This window comes from Paenibacillus mendelii, from assembly GCF_024498075.1.
GTDB classification, from domain to species: Bacteria; Bacillota; Bacilli; order Paenibacillales; family Paenibacillaceae; genus Paenibacillus_Z; species Paenibacillus_Z mendelii.
Genome location: NZ_JANHOF010000008.1, coordinates 55143 through 73561 on the forward strand (window position 1 = coordinate 55143; position 18419 = coordinate 73561).

At 38.7% G+C, this 18419-nt stretch carries 10 protein-coding genes; 3 read left to right on the forward strand and 7 right to left on the reverse strand.

The window, feature by feature from the left end:
* Positions 1 to 146: 146 nt before the first annotated feature.
* Genes NNL21_RS22645 through NNL21_RS22655 form a run of 3 tightly spaced genes read right to left on the reverse strand, consistent with a single transcriptional unit; the run spans position 147 to position 6339 of the window.
* Entirely contained in the window at positions 147 to 3278 is a 3132-nt protein-coding gene (locus NNL21_RS22645) for a type I restriction endonuclease subunit R (RefSeq protein WP_204821703.1), read from the reverse strand.
* Positions 3275 to 4600, reverse strand: coding sequence for a restriction endonuclease subunit S (locus NNL21_RS22650; RefSeq protein WP_204821702.1), 1326 nt, complete (start codon positions 4598 to 4600; stop codon positions 3275 to 3277). Before NNL21_RS22650 ends, NNL21_RS22645 begins: the two co-directional genes overlap by 4 nt.
* Positions 4597 to 6339, reverse strand: a complete 1743-nt coding sequence (locus NNL21_RS22655) for a type I restriction-modification system subunit M (RefSeq protein WP_204821701.1) — start codon at positions 6337 to 6339, stop codon at positions 4597 to 4599. The genes NNL21_RS22650 and NNL21_RS22655 overlap by 4 nt, the downstream gene beginning before the upstream one ends.
* A 311-nt stretch (positions 6340 to 6650) precedes the next feature.
* Here NNL21_RS22655 and NNL21_RS22660 point away from each other — a divergent pair, with 311 nt between their 5' ends.
* The 3 genes from NNL21_RS22660 to NNL21_RS22670 all read left to right on the forward strand — a co-directional run bounded on the left by NNL21_RS22660 (position 6651) and on the right by NNL21_RS22670 (position 7551).
* The gene (locus NNL21_RS22660) at positions 6651 to 6860 is read left to right on the forward strand and encodes a tyrosine-type recombinase/integrase (protein WP_256555406.1); all 210 of its coding nucleotides are present in this window, start codon (positions 6651 to 6653) and stop codon (positions 6858 to 6860) included.
* Positions 6845 to 7105, forward strand: coding sequence for a site-specific integrase (locus NNL21_RS36595; RefSeq protein ID WP_256555407.1), 261 nt, complete (start codon positions 6845 to 6847; stop codon positions 7103 to 7105). Before NNL21_RS22660 ends, NNL21_RS36595 begins: the two co-directional genes overlap by 16 nt.
* Before the next feature lie 116 nt (positions 7106 to 7221).
* Entirely contained in the window at positions 7222 to 7551 is a 330-nt protein-coding gene (locus NNL21_RS22670; RefSeq protein ID WP_256555408.1) for a site-specific integrase, read from the forward strand.
* A 730-nt stretch (positions 7552 to 8281) separates the two neighbouring features.
* Here NNL21_RS22670 and NNL21_RS22675 read toward each other — a convergent pair.
* Genes NNL21_RS22675 through NNL21_RS22690 form a run of 4 tightly spaced genes read right to left on the reverse strand, consistent with a single transcriptional unit; the run spans position 8282 to position 18177 of the window.
* Positions 8282 to 13531 carry a DEAD/DEAH box helicase family protein gene (locus tag NNL21_RS22675; protein ID WP_204821700.1) on the reverse strand — a complete coding sequence of 1750 codons (5250 nt, stop codon included), beginning with the start codon at positions 13529 to 13531 and terminating at the stop codon, positions 8282 to 8284.
* Positions 13531 to 14592, reverse strand: coding sequence for a Druantia-type antiviral defence protein DruD (gene druD, locus NNL21_RS22680; RefSeq protein ID WP_204821699.1), 1062 nt, complete (start codon positions 14590 to 14592; stop codon positions 13531 to 13533). Before druD ends, NNL21_RS22675 begins: the two co-directional genes overlap by 1 nt.
* Positions 14585 to 16552: a coiled-coil domain-containing protein gene (locus NNL21_RS22685; protein WP_204821698.1), complete on the reverse strand. Its 1968-nt coding sequence runs from the start codon at positions 16550 to 16552 to the stop codon at positions 14585 to 14587. Before NNL21_RS22685 ends, druD begins: the two co-directional genes overlap by 8 nt.
* Positions 16549 to 18177: a hypothetical protein gene (locus tag NNL21_RS22690; protein WP_204821697.1), complete on the reverse strand. Its 1629-nt coding sequence runs from the start codon at positions 18175 to 18177 to the stop codon at positions 16549 to 16551. Before NNL21_RS22690 ends, NNL21_RS22685 begins: the two co-directional genes overlap by 4 nt.
* Between the last annotated feature and the right edge of the window lie 242 nt (positions 18178 to 18419).

Genomic DNA, 18419 nt, shown 5'->3' on the forward strand with positions numbered 1-18419 from the left:
GTGACGCCGCGACATCACAGCTGAATGGCAAACGCGAAACCAAGCGGGATAAAAAAGAAGGGATTTCCCCTATCCGAAACCGTGGATCCCTTCTCCGCTAGCTATCAATTCATTGCATATGCTTATATCCGTGGATACTCTCCGTCCTAACTTACATTTAAGTCAGCACGCTGTTGAAGTGCTTCATATAGCCCAGCTGGTCCAAGGAGTATATCCTTAAGAGCATGGCGCACCTTCTCTGAATCCAACGCCTGCTTACTCATAGTGCTATGCGCGGCGAAGGCATCCATAATGGCATTCATCAGTTCTCTCGACAGATCAGGCGAATTGGCGAATTGCTCCTTTGTATTGTTCACAGCTTGTTGTACTAGGACGTCCGACTCTAGCAGCTTACTCTTCAGTACGTTGTTTACATAGACCAACTTGTCGTCGTCGGTCAGCTCACCTTCGAAGAGATCGTTTACCTTTGCAATAATCTCGGCCAAAAGAGCCTTTTCTTTCTCCTGCACCTCACCGCTTCCGGTATCCGTAAGCGGTTTTAATTTCTCAGCCTCACCGTCACGAAGTGGCAAGTCGAGCTTACCTTTGTTTTTAAGCTTGTGGTGGGTCAGTACAACCTTTGAAAGGTCAACGCCTTCGCGTTCCCGTCCGAACTCAAGAAGCGGCATCAAACGCTTGAAGAAGATCGCTCGCTTCTCAATTGCGGTGTTACCATAGTCAAAGATTTGCGAGAGGAATGCATAGACGCGCAGAAAAGTCCCTAGGTTCCGCTTGAGCAAGATAAGTGCATTTATCTCGTTTTGCGCTTCCCGTTCACGCTTTGCATCTTGCTTCGCTCTCGCAATCGCACGTTCATCCTGAGCAGCCTTATAGCGCTTAAGCAGCCGATCTGCCACTGGCTCTATAGCGGTAGAAAGTTCAGCCTGCGACGCTTTCGGATTCATCTCCACCGCTACCACACGTTCTATTTCGTTGTCGTCGTACGTACCCGTTGCATCGAGCTTTGCGCGCAAGTCGTAGACCAAATGGGGGTCTGTGACGCCCGCCAGTTCCGCCGTTTCATAATAGGTCATAAAGGACTCTAGTATATCCTCTGGGTCATTTACAAAGTCGAGAATATACGTTGTGTCCTTTTTACCATATTCTCCGCTATACGCACGATTCAATCGCGAAAGCGTCTGCACAGCCTGGATGCCTCCTAATCGCTTGTCAACGTACATGCCGCACAACAGAGGTTGGTCGAAACCCGTCTGAAATTTGTTGGCTACCAGAAGGATTTGATACTCTTCAGTCGCAAATGCCTCGCGCATGTCTCTCCCGCGCAAGTTCGGATTCAGCATCTTACTGTTTTCTGTTAATGGATCAGGGCTTGATTCCTTGTCGTTTACCTCTCCGGAGAAGGCAACCAATGTTCCCATTTTGTAACCCTGCTCCCTAATGTATTTTTCGATTGCCAGCTGCCAGCGAACCGCTTCGATACGGCTGGCCACTACTACCATCGCTTTGGCATGACCGTTCAATAGAAGCGACACGTTTTCACGGAAATGTTCCACTACCACCTGTACTTTCTGAGCGATGTTATAGGGGTGCAACCGCACCCAACGCATGATCCCCTTCATGGCTTCACTGCGCTCGACTGCCTTCTCGTCCCATTCAAGCCCGTCATTTGCCAGTTTGAACGCCAAACTATAGGGAGTATAGTTTTTCAATACATCGAGGATGAATCCTTCCTCAATAGCCTGGCGCATTCCGTATACGTGAAATGGTGCGGGTAGGTTATCCGGACCGGAGGGTATATCAAGGTTGGGGCGCCGACCAAACAGTTCTAGCGTCTTCGATTTCGGTGTTGCGGTAAAGGCAACATAGGTAATGCCCGACACATTCGATCGTCCAGCCATGTTTGCTGCGAGCAAGTCTTCCGTGTCTATTTCGCCGCCGTCGGCCAGTTCTTTCAATTCCTCAGCTGAAAGCACCTGCTTCAGCTTAGAGGCCGCCTCGCCTGTCTGTGAGCTGTGCGCCTCGTCTGCAATGACGGCAAAACGCTTATGCTGGGTGGCAGCAAGCTCCTGCACCGCCTTTAAAGCAAATGGGAATGTTTGAATTGTACAAACAACAATTTTTTTGCCGCCTGATAGCGCATTTGCCAACTCACCGCTTTTACTCTGAGACTCGCCTTTGATGGTCTCGACAACTCCTGCGGTACGCTGAAAATCAAAAATCGCTTCTTGCAGTTGTGCATCCAGTACATTTCGATCACTAACTACTAGCACCGAGTCGAACATTTTTTTATGTTCGGCATCATGCAGATCGGCAAGAAAATGTGCCGTCCAGGCGATTGAATTTGTTTTTCCGGAACCGGCGGAATGTTGAATAAGGTACTTTTGACCTGGGCCTTCCTTGAACACATCCGCTATTAGCTTGCGCGTGGCATCCAGTTGATGAAAGCGAGGGAATATGATTGATATGATCTGCTTCTTACTGTCACGCTTGGTAACTAAATAGCGACCGATAATTTCAAGCCAGCTGTCTCTTTCCCATACCAGCTCCCACAGATAAGCGGTACGATGTCCGTATTCATTAACAGGATTACCCGCCGCACCGTTGTCTCCTTGGTTGAATGGAAGGAAAGTAGTGGCTGAACCATGCAACTTCGTGGTCATTCGCACTTCACTGTTGCTCAACGCAAAATGCACCAATGCCCCGCTTGGAAAATTTAGCAATGGTTCGGCAGACTTGCCTTTCGGACGGGGGTCACGGTCGAATCGATATTGATCTACTGCATCTTCCACGCCCTGCGTGAAATCGCTCTTCAATTCCACCGTCGCAACCGGTATTCCGTTCAAAAAAAGCACAAGGTCGATAGCGTTTTCGTTTTGAATGGAGTAACGTACCTGCCGTACTACGCGTAATCGGTTGGCTGTGTATTTCGCTTGTAAATCTGGGTTCATCGCCAGCGCGGGCTTAAACTGAGCGAATTGGATTGGCTGCCGTAGGCCCAGCATCTCCATACCATGGCGCAGCACATCGAGCGTTCCACGGTCATCCAGTTGCTTGCGCAGACGGTTCAGTAATACAGCTTCTACCGACGAGCCATGACTCTTAGAAAGTGCCTCCCAGGCTTTGGGCTGGGTTTCCTGCATCCAAGTCAACACATCTTCCGGAAACAGTGCATTGACTCGGTCATAACGCTGCGCATCACCCTCCGTATACAGCCAGCCATGTGCCAATAAATGAGCACATATGTCGTTCTCAAATTCAATTTCTTTGTGCAGGCTCATACCGTCACCTCTTGTTCAGTGAGACTGCGCACATCAATTTTGCCGGTAACGGCGGCGGAGATAAGTGCACTACGGCGTTCTTTAAGCAGAACTATAGCATTTTCTGCTACGGTCACTAGCGCATCCATCTTAGATGTCTCACGATTAATGAATCTTAGAATGTCATGTTGTTCTTCCCTAGGGGGAATTGGTACATAAGAATTCATTAATAGTTTCGTCTCAAGGCTCTCAACAGTTGCACCTTGTTTACCCCATTCCATTAATAATTCACGGTTCAACCCTTGAATGAATCTCAAGAAATAAGTTGGCTCTAATTCCTTAGTTACATCAATAGCTTTTATATCCTGATTAATAGCTGTTGATACAAGATTAATTCCAACAGGAATAGTGTGTCTAAGGATACCCGAACGCATGACTAAAAGAACATGGTTTGAATTAATAATCGAAGCAGAACTACTCGCTACTCCTAACTCAGTGATTGTTTCTTCTGATTCATTGAGAAATTCAGATTTCATATCCTTTGGAGTAATCCAAGGAATTCCGCCGCCCCAGAATTCAAGTATATCGCGCGAAGGCGTACCGCCTCCGATTGAACTTGCGAAATGACCGAGCCGCTTGAGGCTCCAATGCTCAGGCACCTCACCCAACCATTCAATACCAGAATTTTTCTTTGGCGCTGCCGGGTCAAGCCCCTTGGTGATTGCGTGTGAAATAATAGCCTGGCGCTTTTCCTTGAGTAGTGTAATGAGCTTTTCTTGCTCTGCTACTAGCATGTCGATCTTACCTGTTTCTCGGTCAAGGAAGTCAACAATGACCGACTGTTCCGCAAAGGGTGGAAGCGGAATACTAACGTTTCCGGCTTCCACCCATCGAAATTCTGTAGATCGTTCGCGAATTCCTTTTGCTAGTGAATTGATAAAGCCACTAAGAGCCATGAATCTAAGGAGTTTTCCATAGTACCGGGTATTGATCTTGTCGTTTCGAGGACAACATACCGAATAAACAGGAGTTGATTTCCCATCTGAATCAGACACTCCGATGGCACCAGCAAAAGCATCCATCGCATGAATAACAAGATCCCCTTTACGAACTCCTTGATAACCTATTTCCTTAATGGAATTGGTGAACCCATCCACCCTTCGATTAGTCCGAAGTGTTACTTCGCCATCGCGAAAAGCTGTTACTATTTCGTTTTCTTCTTCTGGTGGTCTCTTCATCAACTCGAATAAAAATTTAAGCCGATAGATTTCCCAATGATCCGGAACATCTCCGAGCCATGATTCACCACTGTCCTTGTACTCCAGATATTGCGGTAAGCTCATGCCCTCATCCCCTCCAACATGCCCTTGATTCGCTCAGTAACCGCCATAAGTTCAGCATCAATCTCTTCCAGTGGGCGCGGCGGTTGGAACATATAAAAGTACCGGTTAAAGGGAATCTCATATCCAACCTTTGTCTTATCATTATCAATCCAAGCGTCCGGAAAATGGGGCAGCACTTCACGCTTGAAATACGCTTCTACTTCCTCAACTAACGGGACATTCTCGGTGTCGCGCAAGCTAACATTGGGTTGCTTCATTCCTTTAAGTTTCCCTTTTTTTCCAAGTTCAATGTTGCCATTCTCGTCGCGCAATGGACGTTCAACTGTGATGGTGTGGTATCCGAAATCACTATTATTCAAGATACGACTAATAGGTTTACCATCTTTCTCGGCTTCCGTAAAACTCCCGAAGAGTCGGGTAATCTCTTCGATTTGATCGTTCGAAAGTTCCTTTCGCTTGCTACCAAGTGATTTGCGCATCTTTTGCCAGAATTCACTGGAGTCAATCAGTTGGACCTTACCTTTGCGATGCTCCGGCTTGCGGTTTGATACAATCCAAACATAAGTGGATATGCCAGTGTTGTAAAACATATCTGTCGGTAATGCCACAATCGCTTCTATCAGATCGTTCTCAAGCACATATCGACGGATTTCGCTTTCACCGCTTCCCGCGCCGCCGGTAAACAGTGGAGAACCGTTTAGGACGATACCAAAGCGACTACCGCCTTCACTCACTGGGCGCATCTTTGAGATCAAGTGCAGCAGAAACAGCATAGAGCCGTCGGATACGCGCGGAAGTCCAGGACCGAATCGCCCGTTATACCCTTGCTGCTCATGTTCCTTTCGCACATCCTTTTCGACCTTTTTCCACTCCACACCAAAAGGCGGATTTGATAGCATGTAATCGAAATGCTTTTGCGGGTGACCATCGTCAGATAACGTATTTCCGTAAGCGATGTTGGCAACGTCCTGACCCTTGATGAGCATGTCCGCCTTGCAAATTGCATAGGACTCAGGGTTAAGTTCTTGACCAAAAACGGTGAGCCGCGCCTGGCTGTTGTGCTCTTCTAAATATTCTCCCGCAACAGAGAGCATTCCACCGGTTCCGGCCGTGGGATCGTATATCGTGCGCACTACGCCTGGTTTAGAAAGCACTTCATCGTCTTCAATGAACAGAAGATTCACCATTAAGGAGATAACTTCACGTGGAGTAAAGTGCTCCCCAGCTGTTTCATTCGAGATTTCGGCAAATTTTCGGATCAGTTCCTCGAACACTAGACCCATCTGATGGTTGTCCACGTTTTCGGGGTGCAGGTCAATTTGCGCGAACTTCTCTGTCACTTGATACAACAGCCCCGACTTATTTAATCGCTCGATCTGCGTATGGAACTCGAAGCGCTCGAAGATGTCACGTACCGCAGGCGAAAATTCTTGAATGTAGCTGTAAAGGTTATCGCGTATATGATCATGATCGCCCATAAGCATTTTCATGTCCTGGGGTGAGGTGTTATAAAAGCTATAACCAGATTTGCGAAGTAGGAACGGTTCAGGGTTGATGCCCATTGCCTTCTTCTCTTCGTACTCGGTCAGCACGGCTTGTTTTGTACCTTTCAGAACACAGTCTAGCCGACGCAGCACGGTGAAAGGCAAGATGACCTTGCCATAGTCAGATTGTTTATAATCGCCTCTTAGAAGGTCAGCGACGGACCAAATAAAAGCGGAAAGGTTTTGTTGATTCATTGAATAAGGGCTCCTTTTTCAGTTAACATTTTGTTCTTTGTTTCGGTCACTTTAAGCTTATGATTATCTGTATCCCCCAAACAGGATTACAATAAGCTCTATTGATTTCTACATTTCCCATCAATTATCCTGCTTTTTATTTATGACATAGACCGAAAGACCCAAGACAAGATAATCAACTCCAACTTTGATGAAAGATTGCTCCACCATTCTTTGTCCATTCGGATTGACGTCCGGATGCGTAATGTTAATTTATCCTAACACTTCGCAAATGTACTATTTTGTATTTTTTTCACACATTCACTTATGCGATGCAAGAACTTGAAAAAAAGACATTATCCATCTACCTTCGAATTCTAAACAACAGAATTCTTCCTGCTATTGGTCATTTACGATTAGATCAAGTTAAACCCTTGCACGTTGCTTCTTTAATAAGTGAATTAGGAAAAGAAGGCACAGGCAAGACGGGAAAGATGGAAAGCTTTCTTCGGGAACCATTCAATACGTGTACAGAGTATTAAAAAACATTTTCTCGAGAGCAGTCGAATGGAGACTCATCCAAACTAATCCTGTTGGGGATGTAAAGTCACCAAAAGTCGTGTATAAGGAAAGTCAGATTTACGATGAAGATGAAATACAGTTATTATTTGAAGCTTTAGAAAATGGAGCTTACCATTGGCGAATGATGATCACTCTTGCTTTAACTACCGGTCTTCGCCGCGGTGAGTTAGTTGGACTTGAATGGAAAAACGTTGATTTGGAGTAAGGTACGATTAATGTAAAACAAAGCATCTCTGATTTCAATAAAGGTAATCCAATTATTAAAGAACCAAAGACCAAACCACACGCAAAATCAACCTCTCTGATGCAGTTTGGGAGGCATTGAAACACTATCATGAATATTGCATACAGCAATGGGGTGAATTGGAGACAACAAGAGATAACGATCATTTCTTTGTATTCTTTAATCAGTACGGGAGAGCTTTCTACCCGCAGAGCCCATATTTATGGTTTCGCGGTTTCTTAAAGAAGCACAATTTAAAATACATCAAATTTCATGATTTAAGACATACTTCTGCCACCTTACTCATCAACCAAGGCGTCTATGCAAAAATTATTTCCGAACGTCTTGGACATGCCAACATCACGACAACGATGAACATTTATGGCCATGTATTATCAAAAGCCGATAAAGAAGCAGCAAATAAATGATCAGATCATTCCGTTCAGAAAAAGCAAAGAAGCATAAGAACCCGAACGATTGTAGCACTAATCGATCGGGTTCTTTTCTTAAGGACTATAACAGTTTACTCAAAATGCGTTCTGTTTTAGGTTCTTTTAGGGAGATATCCGCTGATTTTTGCTCATTTATGTTGAATTTTCACACCAGTTTTGCAACAAGTGCTGAAAATCTCTTCTGTATCACTAAATCTAACTCACTGTTTTAGCTGGAAAAACAAGCATTAATAAGGCTTTTAGAAAATCTGTTTTATTTTGCACAAGCAGTGCAACTGACTCCACATGCACCGTATGCGGGAACATGTTATTGGGTTCCCATCGGCCGCGGAAGGCCAAATCCTTGATTTAAAAGGGTTTTCAACGTTCGAGTATTGTTCTATATGGTTGCTGTATGCTCGCAAATGACAGTTTTCGTCCCCAATTCGCCCCCAGTTTTTATGAGTGTATTTTATGGTTTACCACCAATTCTTAAAACTCTTTGTCAACTTCATCTAAAATTATTCAACATCCATCGATAGCTTATTTTAGGAGACTGTCGATTAAATGGTTTACCTCTCAAAGGGCTTTGAATCGTGTTTAAACCAGTTTTAAACGGTGATTTGACTTTAATCGCATCTTCTTGGTAATCCAACGTACTGGATTTTCTTCTTCGTCGTCAAGCCCTTTTTTCTCCTAGAGTTAATCGACAGTCTCTCTAGTATCTTTATCTACTATTTATTAATCTATTATAAGCTTCAGGTAATGATCTATTTATTAAACGATCGGATAGAGCAATTACATCTTTTGGAATCTTATCACTTACTTTATTCCACATCGAAGGATAGACAAACACCTTTCTTTGTACGTTGGCTCTCGATAATGTAATGACCCCACCAATTAAAGACACTGAATATTGCCCATCAAGTGCCAACAGTTCCTCCAGAGGTTTGAACAACTCTAATTGTTTCTTCGCCTCATATTTATCAGCGATGACACCTCTATGGCCCCATTGAAGTAGTTGTAAAGCCAAATGTCTGTCTAATTTGATTTGTAGCCGCTGATTCCAGAAGTGATTCAAACACTCGTGACATGAAGAAGTACACTTACAGTCTTGTAGTATTTTTTCTGTTTCGATCAATAACTCAGTGGTCTTATTAGCAACTTCTGAACTATAACCTGCTCCACTTGAAAGACTATCAAACAAGAATATATCAATAAATACAGTGTCTGGTGAATATCTTAATCTATATCCACTTCTAATTTCATTAAACTCGACATCTAACAATCTGCCAGCACCTAGTACCATTGCTTCCGATAAAGTTAAAGCAGCGGATTCAATCCACAGATCATTAAGATTTGTATTTATTTGATTGCGATCAACTGCAATTTCAAAAACTACCATATCGGTATTGAAATTATGCCCCAACACCATATTGTCATTATCATAGTGGTTACAGTTCTTATATGATCTAGGATGTTTAAATGGCTTCTTAATTGTTTTATTAAGCTCCTCCTCGCCAGTAACTGCAGCACCACAATCCTTACATATATTAAAACCTTTTCCTTTGGGTCCTTTATTTAAGACAATTAACGTTTGATCAGCACGTTTTGCTACTTTAATATTACTATAATCAGTAGGTAACATATCATTTCGAGATGGAGTGGCCGAATAACAAGGTGCTTCTGCATATGACAACTCATTTTCAGCTTCTGATTCTGGTATGCTTTTACCGTTGAGCGGAGCGAACCCCCATGGTTTTAGCATATGTTGAACGCCGATATCGTGTTCTTTACAGAAAGGGCATTCATTTTTTTCTGGAAGTTCAATCCCGAACCAACCACAAGAATCGTTACGACAAAGGTATAGTTCTCTAAAATAATCACGATTTTCAAAATATGCTTTTGCCGGTTTATCGTAGTTGTTGACTTTAAATTTGGAATGAAAATTATAAATTCCGCCCGATTTATATGTCTTTTTATCAACTACAATAATACGCCCTGGAGCATATTCACTTATTGCCATATCTAGTGATCGATCAGGCTTTTGCTCGATATTACCACCATTTTTATCTTCAATATAAAAACCTACGACATTCTTAGGAAAAGAATAAGTTGGAAGTACACTTTCATCATATAAAACATCAAGTAAAGACTTTTGATCTCCTCTTTCATTCACATAATCATTAGAATTTAACTTCCATTTTTCATGAATGTTATCCAGTTGAACCCCCAATGAGTTTTTAATCAATGACATATCAATTGAACTAACGTCGGGCACTAATACTTCCATATTATCATCCGTTTTATAGTAAGTACTTAAAAACTCACTGAAACTTATATGAAAATGATTAAAATATGTCTCTATGTTGAGTTTATCCATCCCCTGATTAACTTTTGATAGGTATTCAGTTATCATGATCATATTCATATGTCTATCAATTAGTTTATCATTATTAACATCAATCCAAGGCTTCCTTACTTTACCCGATATGATTTCAGATGGATTATGAAAATAGTAACTATCGTGGGGTCCATTATCCGTGTATGTAACTATCGTTGAAATAGATGAACTTCGTCTGCCAGCTCGTCCTGCTCTTTGTTGATAATTTTCACGCATAGGCGGTATATTACGTAAACCAACAGCAGTTAAAGATCCAATATCAATACCGACTTCCATGGTTGTCGTACAACTTAATATATCGACTGGTGCATCATTATTGATATTTACATCTTGGAATCGCATCTCATAATCTTCAGTTTTTGACCACATTTTCTGCCGCTGATCTTTATGTGATAACTGAGCCGTATGCTCCTCCGTATTTATACTAGTAATTGACGAGGGATTATCATGATCCAAAGCATCAATTACAGGCTTGCGCCAAAATTGAAACCGAAGAAGATCTTCATTATTCATTATTTCAACATGTAAATCACTGCAATGTGCACACATCCCCCATAATGTATATGCAAACACACCAGAGCATTTTCTGCAGTGATACCATTGATGTTTTTCGTTATAGTGTAAGGATATAAGATTTAAATTAAGATATCTCTGTTCACTACCTTGTGGTGATGCAGTGTACTTCAATAAGCATTTATTTATTTTATCTAACTTATCTTTAGAGAATTTCTTTTCTTCTAGAATTTTTGCAATTGCAGAGGGTAATTTTGATGTTGTAGGTAAGCCAAATCGATCATAACTTGTTGATCGCGCATTCTCTCTCACCTCATCATTTATCGTGTCACCTAAAGCGTAACTATCCTTCATTATAATATTGGCCCAAGCGGAAAATAGAATGCTAAATTCGTCAAATGACATATCAATGTTAGCGTCATCTAGTTCATCTTCAACTTCTTCCATTTTATCGTGATTACATGGTCTGATATAACACAACCCAATATCCGTTAAAGACCGATAACTATTGCACATTAGTTTCAATAACTGTTCATCATAAAGCCCGGGGGTAGAATTAAAGTCAGTTTTTAAAGACTCGTAGTCTATTTCTCTACCTCTTCGAGTAGCTCTTATCATTTTTTCCCGAATTTTACTCATATCCTTAATAAAACTCATCTTTTGTTCTCCATAAAACAGTTGCAAATTATGTTTAACAGCTACTTCTAAGAACGCCATATATAATAAATTCATAGTTGGATTTTTATGATTAGTAATTGCCCAGCTTTCTAGATTTCTAGCTGCAATAACCATTACTTTTCTCACTGCTTCATCATCTGCAGCCCTTGTCAAATCTTTTGCAAGCCCAGCCGCTCTCTGTCTGCTATCTGAAAATAACAATACTTTGCGGCCTGCATTAGGTAACTTCTCAAGCAATTGTTTATCGAAAATCGTTGGTGGTTGAATGTTCAGTTGTTCGGAAACTAAATTATAGAATGGCTCATTACCTTTTGTAACAAAATCTGAGGGATTCAGATGCGTCTTCTCACATTTAGGGCATACATGATAGGTTAACTTTCCGGGTTTTCCCTTCAGTTCTTTATTGTTATATGCAACATGTAAAAACCCTTTCTGATCCGCATAATTATCATTCTCAAAAAATTTCCCTGTTATCGCATTTAGCCAACCTGTTTTAGTCTCATTCATTTTTTTATTTGGACCGTGTTTAGGGATGATATACAAGTGAATCTCTTTTAGAGTATCGTCATATAATTCTCCAATTGTATTCCAAATAAAGTCACGTGTCTTCGTATTTTGATATAAATAACCCTTTAAAAATAATGCTCCGCAACGTCTATCATTTAGAAGTTCATAAACTTTACTACCACAGCAATCACACTTATCTTGCCTACTACCAAAGTATATTTGCCCCAGTCTAAAACCTTCAATAGCATTTCCTTTATCGCAGTTTGGATTAATGCAAACAAATATCCCCTGAAGCCCTCTAAACATCATGTGAAGCCTTGCAGGAAATAGTACCTGATTATCTTTATTCTTGGCGAGAGGAGCGATTGCTAGCAATGTCTCTGTTGCTCTACGTGCCACACTCACATCATTGTTTGGGAAAGTTCTCTGTGCTAATTCTTGATACGAAATAGCGTTCCCTCTAGACGCCTTCATAATAGCAATCATTGGTTTGAATCTATTTAAACACTCATATAAGCAGTACTGGGATTCTGCATAAGTCCCGAATTCAATCTTCTTCGAACTATCGAATAAATGAATAAAGTTTTGAATCGCTATCTGCTTTGATTGCTCATCTTTCATAAAATCATCTGTTTGTATGCTCGCAAGTTGCTCAGCTGTCATATCAATGGAATCTGTGTCTGTAAGTTCATGTTGCTTTCCATATATAATGTCAAATGTTGTTTTATTTACGTTTTGTGCGGTTAAATTACTTGAAAATTCCCTGATATCTGACTCTCCGTCTGCAGGAACACTAGCACTTGTCAATATAAATCTGATTTTATCTCTAGTAACATTTAATTTATGTAATAATCTGCGAATTAATAGAGCTACTTCACCCCCAGAGGACCCTCTGTACATATGTGCCTCATCGATTACAAGAAGTAGTTTATTATCTTCTGACATATTGAGCCACTCTGTAGTCTTATCCCAGATACTCTTTTCAATAGGTCTTATTAACATGTATTCAAGCATAGAATAGTTCGTAATTAGTATATCAGGACATAATTGTTGCATTTCTTGTCTAGTTAATAATTCCGCATCATTATCATGTGTAATATGCTTTCCCTGCTTAAGATTATCAATATATTCTTCCAGATTATATTTGGATGGGTATTTACCAATATCAACTAATTTATGCATTGCTGACTTTTCTCTACCCGACAAATTATCCAAAAAAGTTTTAGCGAGCTCTTTATCTTTCTCATGATCGATCTCTCCTGGATAGGGTGTTCTACCCGTATACATTCCGAATTGTGGAATGCGACAATTATCATTTTTCACTTGATCATAAAACAACTTCCTGAAGTCTCCACTTGCGTCACCTATCATTTTACGTAATCGTCCTAATTGATCTGATACTAATGCGTTCATAGGGTAGAGCATTAACGCTCTAATTCCTCTTTGTTCCCATGATTTAGGTCTGCTGACAGCTTCATTTACAATGCTGCTAACCATTGGCCACATGAAACACTCCGTTTTTCCTGAACCTGTTCCAGTAGTGATAAATAAATCTTTTCCCTTATAGAAACTTTCTAGTGCCTCTACTTGGTGTTTGAATGGGTTCTGAAATACACCTAGTTTCTTTTTCGACATTTCAACTAATATCCGTTTTATATTTTCTGGAATATCGGCATGTTCGATACCATTCTCCATCACTTTATATGCTGGATTGGCTTCAATAAATGGCTCTTGAAATAACACACCTTGTTTTTCAAGAATGTCTTTGCAAGCATGGAGTAAGAGTTTATTCTCACCTAAATATTGTGCACGAATATAATCAATAAGTTTCTTTTTTAATGCATTATGTGTTCCATATACGCTATACTTATCCATTATATTACCTCCTCTAACGTGATGTTTAAATTCGATAATATCCTCACTACAAAGACCCATATCGACAGGTCGAATATTAAGTTGTGCTTATCATTAATATTCTTAATTGGCCATCCCAATAGTAATAATATTTTTTCTTCCTTCAATGGCAAACTATTAAAGAGGTTCAGTTCAACTAATTGAACCTCTTTATGCTTTTTAAATTTGGCCTTTACCGGATTATTAGCCTCACTTTTCAAACCATACATAAATCTTCTTATTTCAAATTGATTAATCAGATAGTCATTAATTTGGCATGTATATATGCTGCCGTTCATTTTTTTAATAAATCCAAAATCTTTGTTACCTCTATCGTAGAAAGGACTTCTATACATTGAGATATCTGAGTTCTTAAGTTTACATTCATCTTCCCAGCTGTTCGAAAAAACATTTGAACTATATTTATTAAAGATTTGCGCCTTGGATTCCTTACGCCTATTCCACTTAATCAATTTTAAGTAATCATGTAAGTGTTGATTTGCCAATTTATCCTGTAAACCATAAAACCCAATGGCATTCCTCATTTTAGTATCACTATCACTATCACTATTTTCTTGTGTAGTTACTACTTGCACTAATCCCGATACTTTTTGAAAATCTCCTGATTGTATCCCTCTTACCAATCTAATCCTTTCATCCACCTTACATTCCTCGTAATAAGGTAACGCAATATCCGTATTGAAACCGACATCAACTAATTCTCCCCCTGAATATAATCTCTCTCTTATTAAGGAGATTGGATGTTCATCATTATCGGCTGGATAAAACCAATTCATTATTTCCGGATAAATTTCAATCATATTCTCCAGGAAGGGCTGACACCGATTTAGAATATGTACTTTACTCACACCAACTTTATCGAAATTCTGTTGAAAGATATCTTCATCCAACGTACTTATTCTAATCCACATCGATAATGCAGAATAAACAATTCTAGAAAAAAACTGACTTCTCTTCTCTGTAGAAAATTTCCCTATTTTCAAATCAGAACCAATTCGTTTTATTATTGTTAAGTCACTCATTATTATTGTTATCTCCTATAGCTGCACGTAACATATTATTGAGAACAGGACTAAACTCTTGTTGCTCAACAAATTCTAATAGTTCGTTTGTCTTACCGCTTTGTTTACATAACATATTTAACGAGAACATAATAATATCGTACAATGCATTTGGAGTATTTTGTTTATCAATACTACTCATTACTTCTGCTAGTTTAATTATGGCTACTTGACTAAGTTTAATAAACCTATCTATTGGCTTGATATGCCTTAAATTGGTTCTTATTGATACCGGTTCTAATTTTACATTAAATAGATTTGGGTCGATCACACTCTTTATCAATTCTCCAGGATTAGGTTCATAATTTACTAATGAATCAATGTCCACTACTATCATATAGTTCATTAGACTTTTTGGGATCATACTGATATGCTCTGCCGATTCCATCGAGAACAGCAAGATATGATCCGTGTTTTCCTTTAAGAGTGGGAGGTATATACTTTCAGAAATATTATCAACTGCATTCTCGATTAAGATAACTTTACTTGTTGAAATAGTTACATTTAGTATCAATTCATTACAATCATCGTATCCAACCGGAATTATTATAATTTCAGCATTAGCCCCATTAATAATACTAGAAAGTGCATTCGCTACCTTTCTAGTATTGCAACCAACCAAAAGCAAGCTCATTTTACTGGATATAGACGCAAATATGTATTGAGCTAGATCATTAGAATATTCATTACTGATCCCAGAAATTCGCAAATTATCAGCTAAATCATCAACGAAAAATGACTTGTCAGTAGTCACTTCCTGATCTATTTCTATTGCTTTGCTGGGTATAATATGTAGTCTACTTTGATTCATAGGTGATTCACTTTTATAACCAATAGTCTGAATAAGGTTTTGCATGTTATGCAAAAATCCAGACCCCGTACCTTCTAGTGAAGTAATCATTTCTTCTAAGCTTGATTTTAAAGTTTCTAGTTCATTGATTGCATAGACAAGATTACCTTTTTCAGACATTAGAGTATTAATCGAACTCTGAATCGCATTCTTCTCAACAATTAACTTGTCATTATCTTCTATCCATCGTTTGTTTGCGATCTCGCAATATTCATCGTATTTCAACTCTACTATATCTCTTAATGAATTGATTAATTCATTCTTCTCTTTAGATGTTGTATTTAATTGTTCAAGAGAAATCTCTAATTTATCTTTTTTTGTAATATCCTGCCTATGCTCTTGTTCAACCCGATCTAAGATTTTTATATGGTTCTTCTCTATTTCCTTAATTAGGCTATCTTTGAGTGATAATTCTTTCACATAATTCCCTTTGGATTCTTCCATTAACTGCTTAAGCGCAATAATCTGATCCTCTTTATCCAATATAAGCTTTTCGTATTGTTTGCTTACTTCTTGAATTTTAATTTCATAAGATTCAGATATTTTTTTTTTAAGATCCTCTTCTATTCTCTTTTGATAGATATAATGTTCAAGATCATGTGAAATATAATTGATTTGATTTTCCGAGAGTTCGTAATCTATCATTTTAAAATAGATCAAAACTTTCTCCTTACTATCAAATTTGTAATCAAGTAAAAGCGCTGTCAGTTCCTTGAAACACTTCATATCATTGTTTTCAACTTTTTGTCGTACATATTCAGCCGGTTCTATTGCTTTCGAAATATGCTCATCAATATTTCTCAAAAATTCGTTGATTATCAGTTCCGTATGTTTCACCAAGAGATCATTTTGGGATTTGAATATACTCTTGTAATAAATCTCTTGCAATTTCTTCAATGACAACTTTTGTAGATTAAACCCCTTAGTATACTCTCGAAATCTCTTTTCATTTTTTTTAATCACATCAGAAACCTTGGCATATGGTAATAATGAGATAATAAATTCAAACTCAACTTTAGAGTATTTATTAATGTACTTTTCAATCAAATCGTTTTGAACGCTACCCTTCATTTATCGACGCCATCCTTTAATAAAAATATTAACTCACTCAATATTTTTCCCGAACCTGCCGGCATCTTATTGGTCATCATGAATGTCATAACTGCCATTTTAGTTTTTGGATAATTCCCCAATAAAGTTAGGAGTTTTTTTATCCAAAATGGGGGGGGGATCATAGTAGTACTATTTAATCGATGCAGTCTTGTATATATTGCATCATCACTTAGTTGAACCCGTAGCTTATTATCACCAACAAATTTCATATAATAAATTAATTGATTATTTATTATTGGAACAATTTCATCTCCATATGATATGGTATTTATAATAATAGGAGTAGCATTTCTGATATGGTATAAATCAATTCGATTATTGTTGATGAGCAATACGTCGCATTTGCTTTCAGACACAATCTTTATTGATTTTTGATGGGGTAGTTGGGTATATTCTCCTCTATTGAGTATTTCCCCAGTCTCATCTTGTACACTGACAATATTACTATACGTTTTGATTTCACCATTGTACTGCGTAACTAATGAATTAATGGAGTTATATTTTCCATTTATTGTTACTACGATCCTGTTTTCTCTTGATACAGATAACCTTATTAGTCTATTACTTCCAACAGCAGTACCATGTACCTCTTCAATTTCCGTGCCCTTATGTAAAAAAACACTTGCATTTCTCTCATCACACTTTAATATAAACATTGCCTCTTGTTTGTTAAAACATGAAATCTGATTGTCACTCATAACAGTTGGAGGCCAAACTGCAGATAACTTTGATGGCTTGTGAAGTAAACTAATCTTAAAATGATCTCTACAAAACTTATACAACTTATTGAACTCATCGTCATTGTGCGATTTAAAAACAATCTTATACATGTTAAATGTTATGTCTTTGTTTCTAGTCTTCAATGAGATGATGCCACAATATTCGTTAATTATTCCACTATGTCTGTTTAATAGATTCTCATTAAGACAAAGATATAAATAGTCTACATCAGTCGTAATCTCATCATTAATCCTAATTTTACGACCACCATATTCACTGCAAGTAAAAATAGCACCATCGCTTAATATACCTTCAATATTGAAACCCCATCTTACATTAAAAGAAGATTCGAATTGGGGTAAAGAGTAGTGCAAAGTATATTGTGTCGAAATAAAATCAATTTTTTTTAACGTTGTAGCATTCATTAGGTAATTATTGTTATCTACAAAATAACTAACTGATAAACCGCTTTCTCTATGTATCGGATTTATCGTTACTTTTAATTGTTCTCTTTCTGCTTTATTAATTAATGACTCATCAAGGGTATAGAATCCTACGCATAACTCAAATCTTTCATCCATAAGTTTTCTCAGATACAAAGGAAGTCCAATTCTTTCATAAATGGAATGATAAGTCTGACTTAAACTTCTTAAATCACATTCTTTTGTGGTCTCATTGCTAAATCCATGCTTAAAATATGATTTATACTCATTTCTACGAACAAACGCGACATACTCTCCACATCCCGGACAAATAAAGCGTTCTGTTCTTGCGCCTACAGAATCAGAAAATTTCTGCTCAGCATCTTTTACTGTGATTGTTCGGTGTCTTCCTGCCGAGAAGATTTCTCTAGCTGTGTCCAAGGTTTCACTTCCTTTAAGAAATTTTCGCTTTATTGATCTCGATCTTTATAAAAAAAACTTTGGTATAAAATTACTACAAAGTCACTAGGTACATATACGGATCATATTCTATATTATAAAAGTAACATTCTTCGAAAATGATGGATTGTCAAGGTCCTACAGTCTACCCGAGCGTTGCTCTTCCCTGCTGAATATAACATTTTCCAAGCAATCATTTTCACACAAACTAGTTCATTAGACTT